18 protein-coding genes are annotated in these 23,324 nt (G+C 62.7%); 9 read left to right on the plus strand and 9 right to left on the minus strand.

The annotated features are described in order from the left end of the window. The coding region (locus tag Q4E25_RS00730; protein ID WP_303152919.1) for an SdrD B-like domain-containing protein at positions 1-1,083 on the minus strand (1,083 nt) is incomplete at its 3' end. Positions 1,084-1,715: 632 nt separating this feature from the next. Here Q4E25_RS00730 and Q4E25_RS00735 point away from each other — a divergent pair. Beyond that, positions 1,716-2,138 (plus strand): DUF3151 domain-containing protein, encoded by a 423-nt coding sequence (locus Q4E25_RS00735; protein ID WP_303152921.1) that lies wholly within the window; start codon positions 1,716-1,718, stop codon positions 2,136-2,138. A gap of 314 nt (positions 2,139-2,452) precedes the next feature. On the opposite strand, the gene Q4E25_RS00740 is transcribed toward Q4E25_RS00735, so the two are convergent. The 3 genes from Q4E25_RS00740 to Q4E25_RS00750 all read right to left on the minus strand — a co-directional run bounded on the left by Q4E25_RS00740 (position 2,453) and on the right by Q4E25_RS00750 (position 4,740). Further along, positions 2,453-3,229, minus strand: coding sequence for a DUF4282 domain-containing protein (locus Q4E25_RS00740; RefSeq protein ID WP_303152923.1), 777 nt, complete (start codon positions 3,227-3,229; stop codon positions 2,453-2,455). A 3-nt stretch (positions 3,230-3,232) separates the two neighbouring features. Next, positions 3,233-3,499, minus strand: coding sequence for a hypothetical protein (locus tag Q4E25_RS00745; protein ID WP_303152925.1), 267 nt, complete (start codon positions 3,497-3,499; stop codon positions 3,233-3,235). 179 nt (positions 3,500-3,678) lie between these two features. Beyond that, a complete protein-coding gene (locus tag Q4E25_RS00750) occupies positions 3,679-4,740 on the minus strand; it encodes a Cj0069 family protein (protein WP_303152927.1) in 1,062 nt (353 codons plus the stop codon). Positions 4,741-5,063: 323 nt separating this feature from the next. On the opposite strand from Q4E25_RS00750, the gene Q4E25_RS00755 reads away from it, so the two are divergent. The 3 genes from Q4E25_RS00755 to Q4E25_RS00765 all read left to right on the plus strand — a co-directional run bounded on the left by Q4E25_RS00755 (position 5,064) and on the right by Q4E25_RS00765 (position 8,491). Further along, the gene (locus Q4E25_RS00755) at positions 5,064-5,930 is read left to right on the plus strand and encodes a sulfurtransferase (RefSeq protein ID WP_303152928.1); all 867 of its coding nucleotides are present in this window, start codon (positions 5,064-5,066) and stop codon (positions 5,928-5,930) included. Positions 5,931-6,091: 161 nt separating this feature from the next. Further along, complete coding sequence (locus tag Q4E25_RS00760; RefSeq protein WP_303152930.1) at positions 6,092-7,861, plus strand: acetyl/propionyl/methylcrotonyl-CoA carboxylase subunit alpha; 1,770 nt, start codon at positions 6,092-6,094, stop codon at positions 7,859-7,861. Positions 7,862-7,933: 72 nt separating this feature from the next. Further along, positions 7,934-8,491, plus strand: coding sequence for a GNAT family N-acetyltransferase (locus Q4E25_RS00765; RefSeq protein ID WP_303152932.1), 558 nt, complete (start codon positions 7,934-7,936; stop codon positions 8,489-8,491). An 11-nt stretch (positions 8,492-8,502) separates the two neighbouring features. Here the strand turns inward: Q4E25_RS00765 and Q4E25_RS00770 are convergent, their stop codons facing one another. Further along, positions 8,503-11,934, minus strand: coding sequence for a pyruvate carboxylase (locus Q4E25_RS00770; protein ID WP_303152934.1), 3,432 nt, complete (start codon positions 11,932-11,934; stop codon positions 8,503-8,505). Between the two features lie 322 nt (positions 11,935-12,256). Here Q4E25_RS00770 and Q4E25_RS11405 point away from each other — a divergent pair, with 322 nt between their 5' ends. The 3 genes from Q4E25_RS11405 (at position 12,257) to Q4E25_RS00780 (ending at position 15,779) form a co-directional block, all read left to right on the plus strand. Beyond that, positions 12,257-12,601, plus strand: coding sequence for a peptidase inhibitor family I36 protein (locus tag Q4E25_RS11405; protein WP_368502593.1), 345 nt, complete (start codon positions 12,257-12,259; stop codon positions 12,599-12,601). Positions 12,602-12,667: 66 nt separating this feature from the next. After that, positions 12,668-13,354, plus strand: a complete 687-nt coding sequence (locus tag Q4E25_RS00775) for an ABC transporter ATP-binding protein (protein WP_303152936.1) — start codon at positions 12,668-12,670, stop codon at positions 13,352-13,354. Then, on the plus strand, positions 13,344-15,779 hold the full coding sequence (locus Q4E25_RS00780) for a hypothetical protein (protein WP_303152938.1): 2,436 nt from the start codon (positions 13,344-13,346) through the stop codon (positions 15,777-15,779). The genes Q4E25_RS00775 and Q4E25_RS00780 overlap by 11 nt, the downstream gene beginning before the upstream one ends. Here the strand turns inward: Q4E25_RS00780 and Q4E25_RS00785 are convergent. The 3 genes from Q4E25_RS00785 to prpD all read right to left on the minus strand — a co-directional run bounded on the left by Q4E25_RS00785 (position 15,776) and on the right by prpD (position 19,437). Beyond that, on the minus strand, positions 15,776-16,924 hold the full coding sequence (locus tag Q4E25_RS00785) for a bifunctional 2-methylcitrate synthase/citrate synthase (protein ID WP_303152940.1): 1,149 nt from the start codon (positions 16,922-16,924) through the stop codon (positions 15,776-15,778). The two genes, Q4E25_RS00780 and Q4E25_RS00785, sit on opposite strands and share 4 nt — an antisense overlap. A 70-nt stretch (positions 16,925-16,994) precedes the next feature. Further along, complete coding sequence (gene prpB / locus Q4E25_RS00790; protein WP_303152941.1) at positions 16,995-17,924, minus strand: methylisocitrate lyase; 930 nt, start codon at positions 17,922-17,924, stop codon at positions 16,995-16,997. 1 nt (position 17,925) lies between these two features. Beyond that, positions 17,926-19,437 carry a 2-methylcitrate dehydratase PrpD gene (gene prpD, locus Q4E25_RS00795; RefSeq protein ID WP_303152943.1) on the minus strand — a complete coding sequence of 504 codons (1,512 nt, stop codon included), beginning with the start codon at positions 19,435-19,437 and terminating at the stop codon, positions 17,926-17,928. Between the two features lie 167 nt (positions 19,438-19,604). On the opposite strand from prpD, the gene Q4E25_RS00800 reads away from it, so the two are divergent. Both Q4E25_RS00800 and Q4E25_RS00805 read left to right on the plus strand, forming a co-directional pair. Next, on the plus strand, positions 19,605-20,912 hold the full coding sequence (locus tag Q4E25_RS00800) for a short-chain fatty acyl-CoA regulator family protein (protein ID WP_303152945.1): 1,308 nt from the start codon (positions 19,605-19,607) through the stop codon (positions 20,910-20,912). Between the two features lie 107 nt (positions 20,913-21,019). Continuing rightward, the gene (locus Q4E25_RS00805) at positions 21,020-21,862 is read left to right on the plus strand and encodes an Ltp family lipoprotein (RefSeq protein ID WP_303152947.1); all 843 of its coding nucleotides are present in this window, start codon (positions 21,020-21,022) and stop codon (positions 21,860-21,862) included. 32 nt (positions 21,863-21,894) lie between these two features. Here Q4E25_RS00805 and Q4E25_RS00810 read toward each other — a convergent pair whose 3' ends face one another. Further along, positions 21,895-23,319, minus strand: coding sequence for an NAD(P)H-quinone dehydrogenase (locus Q4E25_RS00810; protein ID WP_303152949.1), 1,425 nt, complete (start codon positions 23,317-23,319; stop codon positions 21,895-21,897). Positions 23,320-23,324: the final 5 nt, after the last annotated feature.

Below are 23,324 nucleotides of genomic sequence, written 5' to 3' on the forward strand. Positions count from 1 at the left end.
ACCAGCATCCTGGATGCCATCCTTATTGGCATCCACCCACGCATAATCACCAATCGAGAAAGTCTTCTCCACCGGAACCACACCAAAATCAACCGTGGTATCCGAAGCATCAGTCAACTCCACAGTCGACTTCACACCATTGGAATCCTTAGCCGGATCACCACCAGCCTCAGACTTCGTGACCTCAAAACCATCCGGAGTCACAAACTCAACCTCATAAGAACCCGCCGGAAGATTCTCAAACAGGTACTTACCCGAAGCATCAGTCTTGGTACGAGCAACCTCACCATCAGCATCACGCAAAATCACCGTGACACCCACAGCCGGATCCTCACCAGCATCCTGGATGCCATCCTTATTGGCATCCACCCACGCATAATCACCAATCTCGAAGAGTGAGGCAGCCTTCACTCGGAACGGGGCCTCAACGCTCACGTCGGCGCCACGGTCACGGACACCAGAAATGACGTGGAAGTTAATCTGATAGTTCCAATCATAGGGCCGGGCCGGATCACAGTTGCCATCTCGCATGTCCTGTTCCCAGTGAATGGTGGTGCCGTCAGTGATCCAGTTCCGTCCTGTAAAGGAATTAGGATCCGGGTTAAACGGCCAGGAGTGCTTGTAAAGCCACGTTCCGTTGGGAAACGGCACAGAATCATCAACTGGAGGTATGTTCGGGTTATCGGACGCCGAACCCCTCATTACCTCTTCAGTGATGTCATTGTTGTTCTTGTCTGTAAACCGGAACTTCGGTTCGCCGATCAGCTGGAGACTTTGCTGGTCGGAGCCGATGAAGGCCTCAACGATCCAGGCGCCGTAGCTGCCGCCATGGTAGGTGGTGCTTCCCGTGGCGTGTTGGACACATGCTTGGTCAGTCGGAACAATGTTCGGGTCTCGATCTTCCCAATCTCCGATTGGGGAGATGTAACCCTCCGCGGCTCCCTGAACCTTCATTTCCTGCCCTGCTTGAACATCGGTATTTACGGTCGCCGGAACAGTCAGGGAGGCATTGAAATTGTCACCGATATGGTCTACAACATCGACGATCCAAGCGCCGGTATTCACATCCTTATAGATGTCCACCTTTTCAGGACGACCCGACTTCCAAGTGATGTTATCTTGCGAAATCGGCGCATCGAAAGGGGCGTTGGGATCAGGATTGAGAGCGAAAAGTACCCGAGTAAGGTCCGATTCCCCATAGTTAGCATACGGATAACTTAGGGGATGCGGTGCAATGGCCTCTAGGTCGAAGGTGTACGAAATCTTCTGCCCCGGCTCAACCTCAGCATCAGAGACGGATACCTCCGCACGGACTTCTGGGCTCTCCCCATCTGGAGTACCGAAGCCATATTCGATAGTCGGATCTTCAATTATGGCTGAGGCAGGACTGCCCCCCCCCTACAAACAATGCAACGGACGTTAAGAACGCCAGTGCCCCTTTAGATGATTTTGAAATTCTCATGCAGCGACCTCCACGGTCCCTTCCTGTACTGGAATTTGGAATGCAGTGACCTCATGCCTACGACAACTCAAACAGGCAGGAAAGTCTTAACTCACTATAAACCAACGATAAGGTAGGTTCCATTCCTAAGAGTTGTCATTATGCCAGTTTGCTGCTACCACCTGCACTTTGCAGCGTCGCGCAGTATTAGCCACAGGGAGACTTTTAATCTAAAGCCACCACGCTCTCTGCATGCCTAGGTATCGTGGCAGCCATGGAAATGAAAGACATGCTTGCCCCCGCCCCCATCAAGCTGCCGGCTGACCCCGGCGCTGAGCACACTGAGGATCTCACCGCGGGCATCGTAGCCCACCCAAACTCCCCGCTGCTGTGGGCGCTGCTGGCGGAGAAGGAGATTGCCCGCCTGCGCTCCGATGAGGCCATGCCCACCGCCTACATAACCGCCTACGCCTACGCGCGTACCGGCTACCACCGCAGCCTGGACCGCCTCCGCGCCAACGGTTGGAAGGGCTGGGGGCCTGTCCCCTTCAGCCACGAGCCAAACCAGGGCGTGCTGCGTGCCATCGCCGCCCTTGCGCACGCAGCGCAGGCCATCGGCGAGCAGGATGAGTACGACCGCCTGCGTCAGATGCTCTCTGATGCTGATCCGGAGTGCGTCGCCAAGCTCTTGGACTAGCTCTACTCCCCCACCGGCTGCCGATGTACCCATGTACCCGGCAGCCGGTTTCTTTATGGCTGCGGGTGTGGCGCCATCCCAAACAAGGCCTCAGAAGCTGTGCTTTCGGAAGCCTTGTTTGCAAGGAATCCACAACGCACGATCCCGCCGCGTCAAAGCGCATCGCGTATTGAGCAGCCACGGCGGCCCAGGACCAGAAAACACTAAAATCCCGCGGACCCCAGCGGCAGTGTTGCTTGTGACGTACTGCTTGGGGTTCGCGGGATGCGTAGGTGAAGGCTCGGTGTTGGCCGGAGCCCACCACAGTGGGAGTCTTAGCTCTCCTGCTTCTCCAGGATGTCACGGGTGTTCTCCGCGGTCTTAATGTTGGCCACGAAGGCCTCCAGAACAACGCGGACGGTGATGACGTAGAGGAAGAGCGCGATCGTGCCAAAGATGAGGTGACCGAAAATCATCATGACGCCGAGGACACCGCTGCCGGACGAGGAACCGAACACGTCGTAGTACGCGGCATCAAACATGCCGGCACCCGCGGCCGTCATGATGCTCATGATGAGACCGCCGATCCAGTTGAGCACGCCGATGACGAGCGCGATCATGTAGATCACCGAGGCGAACTTCACCGTGACGAAGTTCTGGAACTTGAAGTCAAAGAGCGCGGAGAAGAAGTTCGCACCCTGCTTCTTTGGCGACTCCGGGAAGCCCTGTGGGTTGAAACCCTGCTGGGGGTAGCCGTTGCCCGAGGCCATCTGCTGCTGGCCAAAGCCCTGCACCTGAGAACCCTGGTTCTGTTGACCAAACTGGCCGAAGCTCTGCGCCTGAGCGCCCTGCGGCTGGCCGAAGCCCTGGGAGGACTGCTGGCCAAAGCCCTGCTGCGCGTAGTTCTGCTGGCCGTAGCCCTGCTGGCCAAAGTCAGAAGTCTGCTCGTGGGACTCGCCGTGATTGAAGCTCGTGGAGTTCTCAGCGGAGGAGGACGCAGCGGAGCTGGAATCAGAGTTCGTAGAGTCAGACGTGGAGTTCTGTGCGGTGGACCCCTGCGCGAAGGTGTTCTGGGAGAAGTCGGACTGCCCAAAGCTGTTGTCGGAGCCCAAGCTTTAATCGGAACCGAACCCGCCTGTGCAACCGAAGCCGCTGTCGGAGCCGCCGAAGGAGCTGGTGCTATCGGTGCCCTGATAGGAGGAACCCGGGTAGGAGGGCTCCTGCGCAGTGGCGTTGGCGGACTCGTCCTTGGTGCCCTCGCCGGAAGTGGAGTCACCGGAGGTGTTCTCACCGTAGTTCTTCGCATTTTCGCTGAAGTTCATCTCGCTGTAGTCGCTCTCGCCGAAGCCGCTGTCACCGTAGCGATCGTCCTGGTTGCTCATGCGCGCGGTCCTTTCTGATAAAACTCACAAAACTCTTTAGGGAAATCTATGTTGTGTGTGACAACTTACATCACATGGGCAGCGCTGGCATGACGCAGCGCACCCCCACCGCGGCCGTGGGGGCCACAATGGGGGTGTAAATCGGCGTCGAAAAGAGGCGAAAGCCTAGGCGTTTTAAATTAGGCGTTCTTTGCCTCAACGCGGCGGATGGCCTCAGCAGCCACCTTCTCCTGGATGCCCATGTCGAGCTCAGAGGTAAAGCCAACACAGGAGCAGTTGATCTCGCCGAGGACGTAGGTGTCCTCGCCCTTTTCGTCGTCGTCAAGCATGAAGTCCGCGGTCCAGATGAGCGGGACGTTCTCGGTCTCACCCAGCTTGGAGGCAATCACCGGGCGGGCCTTCTCAAACATCGCGAGGAGCTCCGGCCAAGCCTCCGGCTTGTCGTAGGTGTACTTCGCGCCGGAGAAGAGGGTGGCGGAGAAGCTATCGCCGCCCTCAGCGGGCTTCTTGTGCACGATAAAGACCGGCTCGTTGCCCACCAGGAGGATGCGGATTTCGCCCTCGACGATGCGCGGCATGAAGCGCATGTCCACGAGCATGCCGTTATCGCCGATGATGTACTGATCACAGAAGTCCATGAACTCGCCCAGCTGGTAGTCGTGGGTCTGGTTGTCCACGGCCTCGGTGCACTTGAGGGCGGTGTCCAGCGGCAGCGCGGTGCCAGGCTCAACAGACTCGGCCAGGGAGGCATCGGCCAGGCGCACGCGCCAGATACCCTCGCCGGTGGAGCCGCGGTTCTGCTTGAGCACGCGCTCGCCGTAGGACAGGGAGGTCGGGAAGGTGTTGTGGAAGGCATCCACCTCGTAGTAGGCCGCGGTGTCAGCGGGAACCAGCGGGGTGTCATTGAGTTTGACCAGCGCGTCCTTGGCGCCGTAGGCCATCATGTCAGCCGGGGTGGACATGCCCACCAGGCCGGCGTCTGCCAGCTTGGTGAGGAGCTCAAAGTAGCCCTTCTCCCCGCCCGGGATGTTGCCGGGATTCACGCGGGAGATGTAGGCGTCAAAGTTCTCGGAGACCTTGGTGTAAATCTCTTCCGCCTGATCCGGGTGGAAGTAGATGACCTCAGAGTGCCAGCCAGCCGCCTTGATGGCGTTGACGATGGGCATGGTGTCCTTGCGGTGGCCGTCCGGGCCCTTGTCGGAGCCGCCCTCAACCTCGAAGACAACGATTGCCTTGTGCACAGCTATTCCCTTTCGCTCGGGGGTTGTGAGTAAATACGGTCCGGCGCTTCCGCTGGAAGCGTGTAGCTCACCGCACCTCGTTTCCTAAAATATCTCAGGTTTCTGACCTTCGCGCGCCGGTTAACCCCGGGGTTAAAACTGCCGCTCAGAGCGCAAATCCGCCTGCTACCTGCAATGTTGTTATAACCAGTGCCGGTGAGTCGGGGTTCACAGGTTTGAAAATGTATCCAATGCCACAAAAGCGGCGCTCGCGTGACCATTTTTAGCCAGATCAAGCTAGAGTAATAAGGGCTCATTAGACAATAAAGAAAGGCAGGCGGAACGTGGCCGAGTTTGACCCGAATCCCCCTTTCCAGGACTACGCGCACCCCGAGCGACTCGTGTCCGCACCGTGGCTCTCCGCACGCCTGGGCACCACCGGGCTGCGCGTCATCGAGGTGGACGAGGACTCCCTCCTCTACGACATCGGACACATCCCCACCGCCTCGCGGATCAACTTCCAGACGGAGCTGCTTGATCCGATCACCCGGGATGTTGTCAGCCCGGAGAACTTCACCGCGCTCATGCGCGAGAAGGGCATCAACCGCGAGGACACCGTGGTCATCTACGGCGATAAGTCCAACTGGTGGGCCGCCTACGCCCTGTGGGTCTTCGAACTCTACGGCCACCCGGACGTGCGCCTGCTCGACGGCGGCCGTGATGCCTGGATGACCGAGGAGCGCGACACCTCCTTCATGGTCCCTGACTTCCCCGCTTCCTCCTACCCGGAGGTGGAGCGCGATGAGTCCAGCCGCATCTTCGTCGACGAGCTACGCAGCTCCACCGCGATGTTGGTGGACACCCGCACTCCCGAGGAGTACTTCGGCGAGGCCACCCACAACTCTGGCAGCGGCGAGTCTCCCTACGGCACGACGATGCGCTACGGCCATATCCCCGGCGCCTCCAACTTGGAGTGGGACCGCGCGGTCTATCCCAACGGCTGCTTCCGCGCGCTGAGCGAGCTGAAGATCAACTACGGCGAGCTGGAGCCGGCCACCGAGACCATCCTCTACTCCCACGTGGGCGCCCAAGGCGCGCACACCTGGTTCGTGCTCAAGTACCTGCTGGGCTTTGAGAACCCGCGGCTGTATGACGGCTCCTGGGCCGAGTGGGGCAACATGGTACGCATGCCCGTGGAAAGGGATGCGTAACGTCCCGCGTGACACGCCGATACATCCCGCATCACCCCTGGTGCGGGATTATTTTTTGACACAAAAGCACAACATGACGGTATCCTCATGTTTCAGTGTGCAAGAATAGTACGCAGTCCAATCCAAGTCCATCTCCAAGTTCATCGAGGAGGGTTCCTGCCGTGGCAGTAGAAACCAAGAAGATCACCAAGGTTCTCGTGGCTAACCGTGGTGAGATCGCCGTCCGCGTGATCCGCGCCGCCCGCGACGCAGGCATCGCTTCCGTAGCGGTCTATGCAGAGCCCGACGCAAACGCACCCTTTGTCGCCCTGGCAGACGAAGCCTTCGCCCTCGGCGGGCAGAATTCCGCCGAGTCTTACCTCAACGTTGAGAAGATCCTCGACGCCGCCGCCAAGGCCGGCGCCGACGCCATCCACCCCGGCTACGGCTTCCTCTCCGAGAACGCCGAGTTTGCCCAGGCGGTCATTGACGCCGGCCTCATCTGGATCGGCCCCTCCCCCGAGTCCATCGCCGCGCTGGGTGACAAGGTCACCGCCCGCCACATCGCCGAGCGCGCCGAGGCCCCCATGGCCCCCGGCACCCCGGACCCGGTCAAGGACGCCGCCAAGGTGGAGGCTTTTGCCGACGCCCACGGCCTGCCCATCGCCATCAAGGCGGCCTTCGGCGGCGGCGGGCGCGGTATGAAGGTGGTCCACACCCGCGAGGAGATCCCCGAGGCCTTCGAGTCCGCCACCCGCGAGGCCACCGCTGCCTTCGGCCGCGGCGAGTGCTTTGTGGAGCGCTACCTCGACCGCGCCCGCCACGTGGAGGCCCAGGTGCTCGCGGATCAGCACGGCAACGTCGTGGTCATGGGCACCCGTGATTGCTCCCTGCAGCGCCGCTTCCAGAAGCTCATCGAGGAGGCCCCGGCCCCCTTCCTCAGCGAGGAGCAGCGCGCCTCCATCCACGACTCCGCCAAGCGCATCTGCCGCGAGGCCGGCTACTACGGCGCGGGCACCGTGGAGTACCTGGTGGGCGCCGACGGCCTGATCTCCTTCCTGGAGGTCAACACCCGCCTGCAGGTCGAGCACCCCGTCACCGAGGAGACCACCGGCTTTGACCTGGTCCGCGAGCAGTTCGCCATCGCCGAGGGCCGCGAGCTCTCCCTCACGCAGGACCCGCAGCCCCGCGGCCACGCCTTCGAGTTCCGCATCAACGGCGAGGACGCCGCCGCGGGCTTCATGCCCGCCCCGGGCACCATCACCGTCTACGCCGAGCCCGCCGGCCCCGGCGTGCGCATGGATTCCGGCGTGCGCGAGGGATCCGTCATCGGCGGCCAGTTCGACTCCATGCTGGCCAAGCTCATCGTGTGGGGCCCGGACCGCGAGACCGCCCTGCAGCGCGCCCGCCGCGCACTGGCCGAGTACACCGTCGAGGGCCTGCCCACCGTCCTGCCCTTCCACCAGGCCATGGTGGAGGATCCGGCCTTCACCGCCGCCGAGGGCGACTTCCGCGTCTACACCCGCTGGATTGAAGAGGAGTGGGTCAACGAGCTGCCGCCCTACGAGGACACCGAGACCGGCGAGGCCGAGGACGCCGAGCCGGCACAGAAGTTCGTCGTCGAGGTGGGCGGGCGCCGCATCGAGGTGGCCCTGCCCGGCAACCTGCTGCTGGGCGGCGGTCAGCGCCGCAAGAAGACCAAGAAGCGCCGCGGCGCCGGTTCCAAGTCCACCGTCTCCGGCGACGCCGTGGTGGCCCCCATGCAGGGCAGCGTCATCAAGGTCAACGTCGAGGAGGGCCAGGAGGTCGCGGAGGGCGACGTCGTCGTGGTCCTCGAGGCCATGAAGATGGAAAACCCCGTCAAGGCCCACAAGTCCGGCACGGTCAGCGACCTCAAGGTGGCCACCGGCGCCCAGATCAACAAGGGCGAGCCGATCCTGGAGATCAAGTAGCCCGCGCTCACGGACTCCGAGCACACGGAGTCTGAACTCGCCTACCCGTGAGTTCACGTACTCTGGGAAGGCATGACTGCTAACGATTCCCAGTACAGCGTGCGGTTGGCCAAGGAGGCTGACCGCACGTACCTGTCTCGCCTGCTGTTCCTGGCCAATACGCTGGGGGATGAATCCGCCCGCATCGAGGACGCACACATCCCGGACGTCGAGCTCTCCGTCGAGCAATGGGCGCCGCTTGTCGACGGCGGCGTCATCGCCGTCTCCGATCACCTCGTGCCCGTCGGTGGTTCCTGGCTGCGCTACTACTCCACCGAAGCCAAGGGGGACGCCTACACCGGCAATCCGGACGCCGATCCCTTCGATGAATCCCAGTGGGCCACCGAGTTCGACCCGGAAGAGATCCCGGAGCTCTTCCTCGCGGTGGAGTCGCGCTACCGCGGTCTCGGGGCCGGACGGGTGCTGCTGCGCAACGTGTGCAACCTCGCCGAGGCCCAGGAGGCACCGGCCATCTCACTGTGGGTGGACCCGAATAACCCAAAGGCACGCGCACTCTATGAATCCGAGGGATTCACGGACGTGCGCGTGCCTGGCCGGCCCGATGCGCCGGTGATGGTCAAGCGTTTTTAGGCGCTGGCTTCTTAGGAGATCACGGCGATGAGGTCGCCACCCTCCACCTTGGTGGCAGCGCCGATGGCCACGCGCTCGATGGTGCCGTCCTTGGTGGCGGAAATGGAGGCCTCCATCTTCATGGCCTCGATGACGGCCACTTGGTCGCCGGCCTTGACCTCGTCGCCCGGCTTCACGGTGGCGTTGACCACGCCGGCAAACGGTGCGGCCACGTGGCCCTCGTTGCTCGGGTCGGCCTTCTCCACCGTGGCCACGGAGGACTCGACGTTGTTGTCGCGCACCTTCAGCGGGCGGATCTGGCCGTTGACGTTGAGCACCACGTTGCGGAAGCCCTTCTCATCCGGCTCACCCATGGCGTCGAGGCGCAGGGTGATCGGTTTGAGATCCGCGCGGTCGTTGGAGCCCTCCGGGAAGTAGTGGACCACGTACTCGTGGCCCTCCTCCAGGCCGTAGAGGAAGACGGTATCCGTCAGTGCCTCGGTGTTGCCGTAGGTGCGGCGGAACTCGTTGAACTCCTCGAACTGCTTCGGGAAGAGCAGGCGGTTGAGGGATGCGCGGCGCTCGTCGGAGTTATCGGAGGCCAGGTGAGCCTTCTCCTCCTCCGGCACGGGCTTGACGGAGACGTCGCCAGGCGTGCGGCCCTCGAGGACCTTGTCACGCAGCGGCGGCCAGCCACCGGGAGGGGTACCGAGTTCGCCGCGCAGGAAGGCGATGACGGAATCCGGGATGTCGTACTTGGTGGGGTTGGCCTCGAAGTCGGCCGGGTCCACGCCCGCGCCCACCAGGTGCAGGGCCAGATCGCCCACCACCTTGGAGGATGGAGTCACCTTGGTGGGACGGCCGAGCATCTCGTTGACGGCGGCGTAGGTGTCCTCGATGACCTCGAAGCGATCCTCCAGGCCCAGAGCCGAGGCCTGGGCGCGCAGGTTGGAGAGCTGGCCGCCGGGGATCTCGTGCTTGTACACGCGGCCGGTCGGTCCAGGGATACCCTTCTCAAAGGGCTTGTAGAGCTGGCGCACGGCCTCCCAGTAAGGCTCGAGATCGGAAACGGCCTGCAGGTCGATGCCGGTATCGCGCTTGGAGTTGGAGAAGGCCGAGATGATGGCGGAGAGCGAAGGCTGCGAGGTGGTGCCCGCCAGCGGGGCCGAGGCGCCGTCCACTACATCGGCGCCAGAAAGCGCCGCCGCGTAGTAGGTGGCCAGCTGGCCGCCCGCGGTGTCGTGGGTGTGGACGTGCACCGGCAGGTCGAACTCCTTGCGCAGTGCCATGACCAGCTTGGAGGCGGACTCCGGGCGCAGCAGGCCGGCCATGTCCTTGATGGCCAGCACGTGGGCGCCGGTGTTGACAATCTCCTCGGCCAGCTTCAGGTAGTAATCCAGCGTGTAGAGGTTCTCCTTGGGCGAGCACATGTCGCCGGAGTAGGCCATGGCCACCTCGGCCACGGTGGTGCCGGTCTCGAGGACGGCGTCGATAGCCGGGCGCATCTGGGAGACGTCGTTGAGAGCGTCGAAGATGCGGAAGATATCCACGCCGGACTTGGCGGCCTCCTGGACAAAGGCGCGGCAGACGTCGTCAGAGTAGGGCGAGTAGCCCACGGTGTTGCGGCCGCGCAGCAGCATCTGGATGTTCTGGTTTGGCATGGCCTCGCGCAGCAGGTCGAGGCGCACCCACGGATCCTCCTTGAGGAAGCGCATGGCTACGTCATAGGTGGCGCCGCCCCAGGCCTCCACCGAGTAGAGCTCCGGGGTCATGCGCGCCACGGCCTCGGCCGCGGTGACCAGGTCGGTGCCGCGCACGCGGGTGGCTAGCAGGGACTGGTGGGCGTCACGGAAGGTGGTATCGGTGACCGCCAGCGCCTCCTGGGCGCGGATCTTCTCAGCCCAGGCCTTCGGGCCCAGCTCGAGAAGATCGTCGCGGGAGCCGCGCGGCAGCGGCTGGGACTTGTCGAAGGTCGGAATCTTATCAAAGGGCCGCAGGGTGGTCGGGCGCTTGCCGTTGGGCTGGTTGACGGTGACGTCCGCGATGTAGTCGATGATGCGGCCGGACTCGTCCACGGCCGGCGGGGCCTTGAGCAGGTCCGGGTGCTCCGGGATGAAGCTGGTGTCCACGCGGGTGCCCACGAAGTCCGGCTCGCGCAGCAGGGCGCGCAGGAAGCCGATGTTGGTGGCCACGCCGCCCACGGCGAACTCGTTGAGGGCGCGCTGGGCACGGGCGACGGCCTGCTCGAAGGTGGCGCCGCGGCAGGTCATCTTGACCAGCAGGGAGTCGAAGTTCGGGGAGATCTCCGCGCCCACGGAGGTGGCACCGTCGAGACGCACGCCTGCGCCGCCCGGCGAGCGGTAGGTGGTCAGCGTGCCGGTATCGGGGCGGAAGCCGTTGGCGGGGTCCTCGGTGGTGATGCGGCACTGCAGGGCCGCGCCGGTGAGGTGTATGTTTTCCTGCTCCAGGCCCAGCTCCTTGAGGGAAGAGCCGGCGACGATCTGCATCTGGGTCTTGACGATGTCCACGCCGGTGACCTCCTCGGTCACGGTGTGCTCGACCTGCACGCGGGGGTTCATCTCGATGAAGACGTGGTTGCCCTTCTCATCGACGAGGAACTCCACGGTGCCAGCGCCCCGGTAGTTGATGTGCTCGCAGAACTTCACGGCGTCGGCGCAGATGCGGTCACGCAGCTCCGGATCCAGCGTGGGGGCCGGGGCGATCTCCACGACCTTCTGGTGGCGGCGCTGCACAGAGCAGTCGCGCTCAAAGAGGTGGATGACGTTGCCCTGGGAATCAGCGAGGATCTGCACCTCGATGTGCTGCGGGCGGATGACGGCGGTTTCCAGGTACACGTGGGCGTCACCAAAAGCGGCCTCCGCCTCACGGGAGGCCTCCGCGCACTTGGCCTTGAGCTCTTCGGGGCTTTCGATAAAGCGCATGCCGCGTCCGCCGCCGCCGGCGACGGCCTTGACAAAGACCGGGAAGGAGAAGTCCTTGGAGTACTCGTAGAGCTCCTCCGGGTCGGTGGAGGGCTCGGAGTCCTTGAGCGTGGGCAGGCCCGCCTCCTGTGCGGCGTGCACGGCCGCGGCCTTGTCACCGGTCAGGTCCAGAGTCTCCGGGGTGGGGCCAATGAAGGTGATGCCGTTGTCACGGCACGCACGCGCGAGATCTGCGCGCTCGGAAAGGAAACCGTAACCGGGGTAGATAGCGTCGGCACCAGACTTCTTGGCTGCGCGGATGACCTCGTCGATGTCGAGGTAGGCCTTGACGGGCTGGCCATCAACGCCGATGCGCACGGCTTCGTCCGCAAAAGCGCGGTGGAAGGAGTTGCGGTCCTCCCGGGGGTAGATAGCAACGGTCTTCGCGCCCACCTCGAAGGCAGCACGGAAGGCACGCACCGCGATCTCACCGCGGTTGGCCACCAAGATCTTGGAGAAGGATTTGGGGGCGGTATCAGACACTAGGAGTGATCCTTTCAGATAGGAACAATACGAAGACAAGGATAGTGTCCGAGGCGAAACCGCGGGCGAGAATCGACATATAGGTCAACAGATTTCGATTGGGTTCTCGCCAGAATCCTAGGCGCTCTGAGAGGGGCCCACCCCCTCACGCGCAGCACCACTCCCCCCAACATGTAATAGTCAAAGAAGGAAAGAGTTAATTTTCTTTTAAAATCATATAAACCTATTGACATGCGACATCCTCTGCCTCTACCTTTCAATCAGGTTCACAAGAACCAACTTCATCTTTCACCCAAAGGACTCGCAATGAAGATAAAAAAAATTGGCTGTAGGCTGCACTCTCGCCGCTAGCTCTCTCCTCGCCGTTCCAACTGCCCAGGCCGCCGACTGGGAGTGTGGCGGTAACCTCGTGTGCATCTTCGATCATGCAAACTACGGTGGTTTCCTTGGCTCTCGGGGCTCAGGTATTGGTTTGATGAACGTTTCCCACAACGCAAACGATAAGACTTCGTCGTGGATCAACAACACGTGGTCGGACGCCGCTTGGTATCACGATGCCAACGGGCAGGGCAAATGTCACACCATGACCCAGCAATCTCGCAACAACTACGTCGGTTTCTGGAGTAACGACCGTCTGTCGTCGTGGCGAACTGACCGAGGCTGCTAGCCATCCCTTTTCCGCACACGCCTCGGTCAACGACCTGGGCGTGTGTTTCTCTGTTGTAAAGAACTCATGAATACAGTCACTATATCTAGCGTCCACAAGTATTTGGGCGAAGGCGCCCAGCGCACGCATGTTCTTCAAGGCGCAAGCCTAAAGGTTGATGAAGGCGAGTTTCTCGGAATTTCAGGAAAGAGTGGCTCCGGTAAAACCACTCTCCTGCGCGCAATCGCAGGCCTTCTTCCTATTGATGAAGGCTCAATCGCGGTCTTTGATACCTGTGTATCCACCGCTACCCCCAAGGAACTACTTACCTTGCGCCGCAACACAATCGGCTTCGTCCATCAAGACGACTTGTTGATGAATGAACTCACCGCACTCGAAAATGTCGTGCTTGTGCTTGCAGCAGCGGGGTTCGATGAGAAGGCAGCGCGCGACAAGGCGTCCGAGGCATTAGCCCAAGTAGGACTTGCAGAACTCGCTCAACGGTTTCCCGCAGAGTTGTCGCGCGGCCAGTGCCAAAGAGTAGGAATCGCCCGAGCACTGTCCGGGAACCGGAGAGTTCTCTTGGCTGATGAGCCGTCTGCGGCCCTCGATTCCGAGAACTCGCGTGGCGTTTTTCAACTCTTCAAGAAGCTCGCATCAACTGGCACAACTGTGATAGCGACCAGCCATGATCCCATCATGCTGGACTATTGCAGCACGGCGTACACGCTGATCGACGGCCAGCTTGGGAAAGCAGCCCCGCATGCTCAATGAACTGATCACGAAAGTCGTGCAGTCTTCGAAAAGGTATCGTTTCGGCGTAGCGGCTATTGCAGTGTGCTTAGGATTGTTTGCATTTGCCGTCTCGGCCGATCTCTTCATGACAATGTCCCCGCAGCAGAAGACACAGTCAGAATTGGGAAACAACGCTGTGCGGGTGGACGTGCCTGTGTACACGCGGGCGGGAGTGATTGAACAAACCCTGCCGCAACTTGATTCCCCAGAGCGAGGATTCACTGCTCAACTCGAGACTTACGATCTCTATGTTGATAGCAATCCTTCAACCTCCCTTGTCTACAAAGAGTCTCATTGGGAAGCGCAAGCTCCCGATTTTGGGTTGGTATTGGTTCAGGGCCATTGGCCTCACGCTCCTGGCGAGGTAGTAGTCACCGAAGACGTGAACCTCAACGTCGGAGAACGCACAACTGCGTTCAACGGCACGCTACCGCTCCGCATCGTTGGCGTTGCATCGAATTCCTTCCACAAACATGAAGAAGCTGTGTACGGCGCATCGGGAACGTGGAACACCATCGACGCCCGCGCTTTTTCCATGACCTCCGCTTCGGTCCGGCCGATTGTTTTCGGTTCCGAAGGAAAGACTCCTGCAGCCCTCACCGAGTTCATTAGCAGCCAGCTCGGGGATACAGACCTCGTCGATCACGCCGCGCTGAACGACGCCTTCTCGGCCTCGCTCCTCACCCGCGAAAGCCTCCTCTCAACGCCGCCTTCAGGGTTCGCCGATAGCTATTCCTTCTTCTTCGGTCTGTCCGCCGTTGTCATCCCGTGCGCTTTGATCTTCTTTTTGTGGCGGGTTACGTACCACGTGCTTCAACCGTTAAATCAGCGTTTCTTCGAGCTAGGAATCTCGCCTTTCCTGTTGTGGAAGTCCAGCACATCCACCCTGTTTCGTTCGGCTTTGGTGTACTCCGTCTTAGGCATCGTATTGGGTGCGGGCCTTGCACAATGTGCACGCACATTCATTTCAGGTCTTGCAGGGTTGCCTGATCCTGGAGTCCTCATCCCATGGAAATGGTTAGTGCTTCTTCTCACTAGCTCGCTAGCGGCACTCCTGATTGGTGGTGTCGCCACCGCGCCGTCAGCTCGGCCGCATCCGTTCTGGAAGGACATCCCGTTACCAGCCTCATCGGCAACAGTCTTGCGTTGGAGCGCGGTCGTCATTGCCCTCGTCTCTGCTCTCTTCACGTTCGCTGCTGCAATGCTGGGACCCGGCGTGTTCGAAACATGGGCGCCAGCGCCAACTGTGGCATTATGCATCGTATTTTCTCTTCTTCTCGCACGCTTTCCACGAAGCAGTCGGCCCTACACTCCCGCAGGCGTGGCTCTACGATTTGCCGAGAAACATCGTCAACTCATTGGTACGGGTCTGACGTTGTTGGTCCTGTGCATGGGAACCGCCGTTTTTAGCAGTTCGATGTCAGCCAGCTTCACAGCCAGTGAGAACGACAGCTTGACGTCGACGATCGCCCCGAACCAGGCCCACGTCTTAGAGAAGACAGATAACGGGCTTTCCACACGTGCTGAATCCGTTCAGCACCTGGCCAACTCGCTGGGTGTCGCCGCCCCAGTTCGTGTTTCTTATGTTCAGGCTACGCTCACCATGCCCTCGGATATGTCTGGCTCGTTCGGCGTACTAACTGTCCAATCCGTTCATAATGTCGAGCAGCTCTTAGAGCATGAACTCACGGACCGTGAAAAAGATGTCCTTAAGACGGGAGCGTTAGTCCGCGATCACAGATTCATCAACCGAGACCACATCTCAATCGACACGAGCAAGAGTTCAGGCCGCACATCACTTCCAGCGGTGAGTATCGACTTCGGACCCCACTGGGAGAAGCTGGCTGGAGGAATTATTCTCGAATCCACGGCGCAGCAACTAGACGCACCGGCAGGTAGAACACAATGGGTCTTTACTGGACTCAAGGAGGATGAAGAAAAGCGTTTTCTTGATAGCGCTGCACAAGCCCGAATCCCCCACGAGCTCGTCCTACTGCCACTGGTTCAAACTTCTTCGACGCCGCGAGCATTCTATATCAGCTTGGCGGCCGCCCTGCTCAGCGCGTTGGCCGTGACCTTTGTTTTCTCGCGGCACCTCGCTCGTACTACTGAGGCAATCCAGACCACCTTCAGAGTACTGGGCCTCGATTCTTCCTGGCACCTAAAAATTGTTGTGTTCACGACGGCCACACTGGCATGTGCTGCAATCATTACTGGCTGTCTCGCTGGAATCCTCCCACTTGCCGGAATGGTATACGCAATGGGAGATAGCCTCGCTTTTGCCATCGATTGGAAGGCACTTCTCGTTGCCGCAGGCGCAATAGCACTGGGCGCTGCAAGTGGCGTTGGCATGACATGCCTTCGCTACGTGCAGCGCCCGTCGGCAAGCACAGCCGCTAATTAGATCTCGCGCGGCGGGACGGAGCGCTGCTCCTTGCCGTTGTACGCGGACAGCGGGCGGATGAGCGAGTTGGACTCGTTCTGCTCCACGATGTGCGCAGTCCAGCCGGTGATGCGGGCCATCACGAAGATCGGGGTGAAGAACTCAATGTCGAAGCCCAGGATGTGGTAGGCCGGGCCAGCCGGGAAGTCCAGGTTCGGGCGGATCTTGATGGAGGTGTTCTCATACATGGTCTTGGCCATGATGTCGAACATCTCCACCCACTTCTCCTGGTTGTGTTCCTTGGCCAGCTCGCGGAAGGCGGCCTCCATGGTGGGTACACGGGAGTCGCCGTTCTTGTACACGCGGTGGCCAAAGCCCATGACCAGTTCCTTGTTGGCCAGCTTGTTCTTGGTCCACTCCTCCACCTTGGCCGGGTCACCGATCTCCAGGAAGTTCTTCATCACAGCCTCGTTGGCGCCACCGTGCAGCGGGCCCTTGAGGGCGCCGATGGCCGCGGTAACAGCGGAGTAGGTATCCGACATGGTCGAGGTGACCACGCGGGCGGCGAAGGTGGAAGCGTTGAAGGAGTGCTCGGCGTAGAGGATGAGGGACTTGTCAAAGGCCTCGATATCGGAGCGGGACTTCGCCGGGGAGCCTTCCTCGTCACCGAAGACCATCCACAGGAAGTTCTCCGCAAAGCCCTTCTTGCGGGAGGGCTCGATGTAGCCCTCGCCGCGGCGGCGGCGGATGTCCAGGGCGATGATGGTGGGGATCTTCGCCATGAGCTCCAGCGCGGTGCGGCGAATGTGCTCGGAGTCCTTGGTGTACTCCTCCGGGTCCTGGGAGCCGATGAAGGAGATGGCGGTGCGCAGCACGTCCATCGGGTGGCAGGACTTCGGCATGGAGGTAATCAGGTCGATGACGTGGCGGTCCAGGTGGCGCAGTGCCTTCTCACGGGCGGAGAAACGCACCAGCTCGCCCTGGCTGGGCAGCTCACCATTCCACAGCAGGTAGGCCACCTCCTCGAAGGAGCAGTAGCGAGCGAGCTCCTGCACCGGGTAGCCGCGGTAGGTCAGGGAGTTGGTCTCCGGGACAACCTTGGAGATTGCGGTCTCATCGACGACAACGCCGTACAGGCCCTTGCGGATTTCTGGGGTTTCAGACATGGTGTTTTCTCCTTGTGAGGTGGCGGTGATGGGTGGGCCCGGGTGGACGGCGGGCCCTGAGCGGCTTGCTCTAGTCAAAGGTGGGCTTGTAGCTGTCCTTCGAATAGGTGAAGACGGCCTGGTCAAAGGCGTTGTACTCGTTGTAGCGAACCAGCTCGTAGAGGCGGGAGCGATGCTGCATGCGCTCGAGCCACTCGGTCTGGATGCCGGTCTCCTGCAGGTCGCGCAGGAAGTCCTCGGTGGCGCCCATGGCCACGCGCAGGGTGGACACTGGCCAAATGACGGCGTTGTAGCCCAGGTCCTCGATCTGCTGGGCGGAGAGCAGCTGGGTCTTGCCAAACTCGGTCATGTTGGCCAGCAGCGGGGTGTCCACGGCGGCGCGGAACTTCTCAAAGTCCTCCGGGGAGTACAGGGCCTCGGTGAAGATGAGGTCCGCGCCGGCGTCGGCGTAGGCCTTGGCGCGCTCGATGGCCTCATCGATACCGTGGATGCCGGCGGCGTCGGTGCGGGCACAGACGATGAAGTTCTCATCACGGCGCTCATTGACCGCCGCGGAGATGCGGCGCACCATGAGGTCGGTGGGCACCACTTCCTTGCCGTCGAGGTGGCCGCAGCGCTTCGGGTTGACCTGATCCTCCAGGTGGCAGCCGGCCAGGCCGGCGTCCTCCAGGGCGGCCACGGTGCGGGCGGCGGACATCGGCTCGCCGAAGCCCGTGTCGGCGTCGACAAGCACCGGCAGGTCCGTAGCACGGGCGATCTGCCCGGCACGGGTGGCCACCTCGGTGAGCGTGGTCAGGCCGATGTCCGGCAGGCCCAGGTCATTGGCCAGCACAGCGCCGGAGACGTAGACGCCGCCGAAGCCGCCGATGTCCTGGATGAGCCGCGCGGTCAGCGGGTTGAAGGCACCCGGCAGGGTGGTAATACCCGGCGCGGAAAGGGACTCACGGAACTGCTTACGCTTCTCAGCGTTGGTGATGGTGGAGCCAAAAAGACCAGCCATGTTAGAACACTCCCTCCGGGGTCTGCGGTGCGGCGGCCAGGGCCTCGTCGGTGACGCGAACGTTGAGCTCGGTGAGGTCGGTGAGGTTTTCCAGGTCCTGGGCGGCGGCGAGGAAGCGCTCCTGCTCCTCCTCGGAGACGATGCCCTGGGCCAGCTTCTTAAACTTGGCGATGTACTGCTCGCGGCCGAAGGGGCGGGCGCCGAGCGGGTGGGCGTCGGCCACCGCGCGCTCGTCCTCGATGACGGTGCCGTCCTTGAAGGTGATGACGGCGCGGCCGCCGAAGGCCTTCTCAGAAAGGTCCAGAGAGTGGTAGCGGCGGGTCCACTCCGGGTCCTCCACGGTGGAGATCTTGTGCCACAGCTCCACGGTCTCCGGGCGCTGCGCGCGCTCCGGGGCGTAGGAGTCCACGTGGTGCCAGGTGCCGTCCTCCAGCGCCACGGCAAAGATGTACATGATGGAGTGGTCCAGCGTCTCGCGGGAGGCGGTGGGATCCATCTTCTGCGGGTCATTCGCGCCGGTGCCGATGACGTAGTGGGTGTGGTGCGAGGTGTGCAGGACGATGGACTCGATGTCGGCGGTCTTCAGGCCCTTCTCCTCCAGGGTCTTCTTGAGTGCGAAGGCCATGTCGATGGGTGCCTGTGCCTGGTACTCCGCGGAGTGCTCCTTGGTGTAGGTATCCAGGATGGCGCGCTTCTCCTCGCCTGGGCCGGGCAGCGGGACGGTGTAGGTGCGCTCCGGGGAGTGGAGCATCCAGGCGATGAAGCCGTCCTCGCCCTCCCAGATCGGAGCCGGTGCCCCCTCGCCGCGCATGGCGCGGTCAACGGCCTCGATGGCCATCTTGCCGGCAAAGGCCGGGGCGTAGGCCTTCCAGGAAGAAATAAGGCCCTTGCGGGACTGGCGGGTGGCGGTGGTGGTGTGCAGCGCCTGGCCGATGGCCTGGTAGATGGTCTCTACCGGCAGGTTGAGCATGGTGCCAATACCCGCGGCGGCGGAGGGGCCGAGGTGGGCCACGTGGTCGATCTTCCACTCGTGCAGGCAGATGGCCTTGACCAGGTTGACCTGGATCTCGTAGCCGGTGGCGATGCCGCGGATGAGCGCCTTGCCGTCAAGGCCCTTGTGCTGGGCCACGGCGAGGATCGGCGGGATGTTATCGCCCGGGTGCGAGTACTCGGCGGCGAGGAATGTATCGTGGTAATCCAGCTCGCGCACGGCGGTGCCGTTGGCCAGCGCGGCCCACTCGGCGGAGTAGGCGCCGTCGACGCCGAAAATGCGGGCGCCGTGCTCAGCCACCGGGTGTGCCTGGGCGATGACGCGGGCGGAGGTGACAGGACGGCGGGCCACGGAGGCGACGGCCACGGAAGCGTTGTCGATGATGCGGTTGATGATCATCTCGGTGGTCTCAGCGGGGACCTCGACGGGGTCGGTGGCTACCTGCGCGATCTTGTACGCGAGGTGCTCTTCGATGGGGAAATCCTCAGCAGACTTGTGGGTCCGCACTTCATGGTTGATCAATTGCTGCTCCATACTCCTCGTGAATGAATGCGATAGCCATCACACTAATTTCCTGGCGGTGGCCCGTGCCACATGTGTAATCTGTGTAAATCTGTTGCAGGTTTTCGCAGATCCTGCAAAATGTGTGGAAAAGGCACGTCAGAGGCACTATTCGGAAGGAAGAACCCGTGAGCAAACACTATGCGGGGGCGAGAATCCACGCGCTGCGCAAGGAGCGCGGCCTCACCCAATCCGCCATGGCCAAGCAGCTGGGACTGTCCACCAGCTACCTCAACCAGCTGGAAAATGACCAGCGCCCGCTGACCGTGACGGTGCTCATGCAACTCGCGCAGCGCTTCGACGTGGACCCCACCTACTTCGCCGGCGACCGAGACCTGCGCGCCATCGCGGAGCTGCGCAGGCTCTTCCCGGAGGCCTCCGATCCCACGCTCTCCGATCTCAGCTCCCGCTTCCCCGAGCTCCTCCCCCGCCTCATGGAGGTCGCCGCCCACGCGCCCAAGGAGCAGGGCCCCTTCGAGGCGGTGCGCGACTTCTTCTACGATGCCCACAACTACGTCCACTCCCTAGACGTCGCCGCCGAGGAACTCGCCGGGCAGCTCGGGGATCGCGTGCTGCGCCGCGGGCGCTTGGCGGCCCGCCTGCACGAGGACTTCGGCGTGAGCACCCGATTTTCCAGCGCCTACCCGCGGCGGCGCACCTTCATTGACCGGGAGCTTCACCTGCAGGCGGGCCTGACCGAGGCCCAGCTGCTCTTCGAGATGGCGTTGCAGTACTGCCTGCTCGCCTACAAGGATCACTGCGCGGAGCTGGTGGCGGAGCTGCCGCTTGGCGACGCCCAACGCATCGGCACCCTGGGCCTGGCCCAATACTTTGCCGCGGCGGTGACCATGCCCTACACCCAGATCCTGGAGACCGCCGAGGAGACCCGCTACGATATCGACCTCATCGCGCGCTCCTTCGGCACCGGCTTTGAGACCACCGCCCAGCGGCTGGGCACCCTGCAGCGCCCGGGCAACCGCGGGGTCCCCTTCTCCTTCATCCGCACGGACCGGGCGGGCAACATCTCCAAGCGCCAATCGGCCACGGCCTTCCACTTCGCGCGCAGCGGCGGCTCTTGCCCGCTGTGGGTGGTGCACCGCGCCTTCGAAACCCCCAACCGCATCACCCGGCAGGTAGCCTCGATGCCCGATGACCACACCTACTTGTGGATCGCCCGCTTCGTGCAGGGTCCCGCGCAGGAATGGGGCACCCCGCGCAAGGAGTTCGTGGTGGGCCTGGGCTGCGATATCGCGCAGGCCGATCGCGTGGTCTACGCCGATGCGCTCAACCTCACACCCTCCGAGGCCACCCCCATCGGCCCCGGCTGCGCGGCCTGCCCCCGCCGCGGCTGCCCGCAGCGCGCCTTTCCGCAGGCAGGGCGGCCCGTCAAGCTCAACCTCGACGCCACTCCCGACGCCGCCTACGACACCGCCTAGCGCAGGCGTTCGAAAATCCTGGGTTGTGCTGGCAGCAATGTCCAGTGGGCAGAGAAATATACATCCTGTTCGTTCTCTCAGATCTCGCAACACCAGGAGGTACTCTCATGACCAACCCCTACGCTGCCTCGCAGTTCCCCTCTGATCCCCAGTCCCAGCAACAGCCTCAGGCTCAGCAGCAGGGCCAGCAAGAGTATGAGGCGCAGAAGCTCTCTCAGCCAAAGAAAAAGAAGGGAGGGTGCTTTAAGTGGGGTGCTGGTGCGGTGGCGGTGCTGGTACTCGCCAGCGCGGCTCTCAACGCCGGAAATTCCGATGACGCCGAGAACACCGCGGCGCAGGACTCCGCAGCTCCCACGGTGAGCAGCCAGGTCGAAGAGGTCGCCGCCGAGGCCACCACGGAGGATGCCGCGGTGGACGCCGCGGAGGATACCGGCAGCTCCCTCAAGGACTTGGCCAACGCCCTGGGCGGCGGCAGCGTGCCGGATGACGGCGCTCCCACCGAGCACCACAACGCCCTGCGCGCGGCGCAGCGCTACATCAAGCACATGAACTTCTCCGAGGCCAAGCTCTTTGATCAGCTCACCAGCGAGTACGGCGAGGGCTACACCCCGGAGGCCGCGCAGTACGCCCTCGATCACATTGAGGCGGACTGGAACGCCGAGGCCCTGGGCTCCGCGCAGAGCTACGTGAAGACCATGAGCTTTTCCAAGGCCAAGCTCTATGACCAGCTCACCAGCGAGTACGGCGAGCAGTTCACCCCGGAGCAGGCCCAGTACGCGGTGGACAACGTCAACGCCGATTGGATGGCGGAGGCCGTCGAGTCCGCCAAGAACTACCAGGAACTCATGCCCATGTCCGGCGCCGAGCTGCTTAACCAGCTCACCAGCGAGTACGGCGAGCAGTTCACCATGGAAGAAGCCCAGCATGCGGTGAACACACTGGGCCTCTAGCTAGACCTGGCACCAGCCAGGCACAGGCGCGGTTACTCGAGGTCGTCGTGCGCCACCAGGCGGCGGGCGGCCTCGGTGATGGTGCCGGACAGCGAGGGGTAGACGGCGAAGGAATCGGCCAGCTGGTTCACGGTGAGCTGGTTGGTCACCGCCACCGCGATGGGCAGGATGAGCTCCGAGGCGGTCGGCGCCACGATGACACCGCCGATGACGCGGCCGGAAGTCGCCCGGCAGAAAAGCTTGACAAAGCCGTGCTGCAGGGAACGCATCTTGGCGCGCGGGTTGGTGCTCAGCGGCATCATGATGGTGCGCGCGGAGACCTCACCGGCCTCGATCTCCGCCTGGCTAAAGCCCACGGCGGCAATCTCTGGACGGGTGAACACGGCGGTGGCCACCGTCTTCAGGCGCAGCGGGGACACGCCCTCACCCAGGGAGTGGTACATGGCAATGCGGCCCTGCATCGCCGCCACCGAGGCCAGCGGGAAGAGATCGGAGCAGTCGCCTGCCGCGTAGATGCCCGCCACGTTGGTGCGGGAGACGCGGTCCACCTCGATGTGGCCGGACTTGGTGGTCTTCACGCCCACGTGCTCCAGGCCCAGGTCCTGGGTGTTGGGGATGGAACCGATGGACATAATGACGTGGGAGCCGCGGATCTCGCGGCCGTCCTGCGTCTTGACCACCACGCCGCCGTCCTCGGTGCGGGAAACGGTCTCCACGCGGCAGTTCTTCTCCAGCTCCACGCCGCGCTCGGCCAGGACGGTCTCGAGGACGTCGGCGGCATCGGCGTCGTCATGCGGCAGAATGCGGTCACGGGAGGCCACCATAGTCACCTTGACGCCCAGCTCGGAGAAGGCGGAGACGAACTCCGCACCAGTCACGCCGGAGCCCACCACGATGAGGTGCTCGGGTTCCTCGGTGAGGTTATAGACCTGCTGCCAGGTCAGGATGCGCTCGCCATCCGGCTGGGCGCCGGGCAGGATGCGCGGGGTCGCGCCGGTGGCCACCAGCACGAGCTCGGCCTCGAGGGTCTCCTCGGTGCCGTCGGCCCGGGTGACGTCGATAAGGTGCGCGGTGCCGCGCATGGTGTGCTGATCCTCGGAGAACTTCGCGCGGCCGTCAATGACCGTCACGCCGATCTTCTCCAGGCCCGCGCGGATATCCGCGGACTGCTTGCCCGCCAGATCCTGCACGCGCTCGTTGAGAGCAGACAGGCGCACATTGAGGGAGCTGAGCTGGCCGCTGAGCCCCATGGCGTCGGCGCGGCGGAAGTCGGTGCGCACGTTCGCGCCCGCGATGAAAGACTTGGAGGGCACGCAGTCCAGCAACACGGAGGAACCGCCAGGACCCTGATCCTCAATCAGTGTGATCTGAGCACCGTACTTCGCGCCGGCGGTTGCTGCCTCATAACCTGCGGGGCCGCCGCCGATGATGACGATGCGGGGGGCTTCCTGTGACACTGTCG

It is taken from the genome of Corynebacterium sp. (assembly GCF_030532325.1).
GTDB lineage: Bacteria > Actinomycetota > Actinomycetes > Mycobacteriales > Mycobacteriaceae > Corynebacterium.